1 protein-coding gene, 1 tRNA gene and 1 pseudogene are annotated in these 1,650 nt (G+C 70.8%); all 3 read right to left on the bottom strand.

The window, feature by feature from the left end:
- Positions 1-274 precede the first annotated feature (274 nt).
- Positions 275-351 (bottom strand) — tRNA-Trp (locus tag FV222_RS25270).
- Positions 352-413: 62 nt separating this feature from the next.
- A complete protein-coding gene (locus tag FV222_RS25265; protein WP_147815933.1) occupies positions 414-1,325 on the bottom strand; it encodes a hypothetical protein in 912 nt (303 codons plus the stop codon).
- Between the two features lie 197 nt (positions 1,326-1,522).
- Positions 1,523-1,650: pseudogene (tuf, locus tag FV222_RS25260) on the bottom strand (elongation factor Tu); the annotation flags it as partial.

Here is a 1,650-nt window from a genome sequence, read left to right as displayed (position 1 = left end):
GCGTTGCGCTGCGGCGGCTGCGAGGCCGCGCCGCGGACCGGGCTGCGCGCCGGATCGGCCTTCTTGGTCGCTTCGTTCGATGCCATGGCGTCAGGAACCGGGTTTCGAGAATGACGACGGGTTCGGAAGCTCGCTCGAACGAGCCCGAACCGACAGCCGCCATCGATCTCGGAGTGCGCCCGCTCTAGCGCAAGTCGTCGGGGTTGTCGACAGCCGCGGCACGTCGCGGGAATGGGAGATGGGCAGGCGCTGGTGGCTGGAAGGCGCTGTAGACTGGCAGGAGTGGAGGGACTCGAACCCGCAACCTCCGGTTTTGGAGACCGGCGCTCTGACCAGTTGAGCTACACTCCTATCGTGTCGCCCAATGCCCGATCGGGCGCCGGGATGCAAGGCCCGGCCGGGCGGGAAATGCGTCAGCGGCCGTGATCGGCCCGCTCGGCCGCCGTCAGCGGCCGCAATCCCGCGGCGTCGGCGTGGAACAGCTCGTCGCTTCGGCCGTAGGGTCCCTTCCGCAGCCGGTCGCGCACCTCCGCGGCGAAGCCGGCGCGGGCCTTGCTGTCGGCGGGCCACGCCATGAGCAGGTCGCGCGTCGGGATCGCGACGGTGACGGCTTCCGCCTTCAACGCGCCCCGGACCCTGTCGAGATAGCTCGGCAGCATCAGGCGGGCGGCGTCGTCGTTGTCGTCCTCGCTCGTCATGACGAAGATGGGCGTGCCGTCGGCGACCGCGAGCGCGAACGCGGCGTCCCTCGAGGCCTCGGCGAGGTTGGCCGGCGCCGGAGCCTCGATGGCGATCGGGATCGCCCCGGCGCCGACGCCCCACCTGTCGAGCATCGACCGGGTCAGGTAGCGCATCCGGTCCGTCCCATCGATGACGTAGGCCACGACCAGGGTCTCGGAGAAGGTCCGCGTGGCGAGGTCCGGCACCTGCCGCAGAATTTCGCGCGGCAGAAGCTGCACCCGCAACTGCGTGCGCACCGCCGCGAGACTCGGCTCTCCGGTCGACGGCGGCGCGTTCACGGCCTTCAGCGCGGTGGCGAGGTGCGTCTCGATCAGTCGCCGGCGCGCGTCGCCGGCGAGCGGGGCGACGCGCGGATAGAGGTTGGTCAGAGCGATCGTGCTGCCGCCGAACAGGATCTGCTTCGGATCGGGGTCGGGGAGGATCTCGGCCCCGGGCAGCATCGCCCGCAGGACGGCCGCCACCTCGGCGCGGAAGCGTCCGTCGCTGAGGGCGTCCGCGCAGGCCGGGCGGATCAGGATCGCGCTCGCGGCGGCGGCGAGCAGCAGACGGCGCGTCGGCCGCGGAAACTCGATCGAGGTGATCATTCCTGAGGATCCGCCGCAGACCACGGGCATCAAGAAAATAAACCGGATGCCTCGTGTCAAGCTCCGGGGCCGTCGCGGCTGAGGGAACGCCGATTTGAGGCGGTGACGACGGGGCTTGGACCCGATTCCACGGCCTCGGCGACGCAAAACGGCCGGCGGAGACCGCCGGCCGTGCCGAATCGCTCGCTTCGAGCGGCTTACGCGTTGATGGCGGCGACGACGCCGGCGCCGACGGTGCGTCCGCCTTCGCGGATGGCGAAGCGCAGCTTCTCCTCCATGGCCACCGGCACGATCAGCGTGACGTCCATGGTCACGTTGTCGCCCG

The sequence above is a fragment of the Methylobacterium sp. WL103 genome (genome assembly GCF_008039885.1).
In the GTDB taxonomy this organism is placed as follows: Bacteria; Pseudomonadota; Alphaproteobacteria; order Rhizobiales; family Beijerinckiaceae; genus Methylobacterium; species Methylobacterium cerastii.
Note: the sequence above shows the minus strand (reverse complement) of the source record. Positions and strands in the feature narration are given on the sequence as shown.

Excerpts from the sequence above, each read along its gene's own strand:
- FV222_RS25265 (WP_147815933.1), bottom strand. The coding sequence starts at position 1,325 with ATGATCACCTCGATCGAGTTTCCGCGGCCGACGCGCCGTCTGCTGCTC.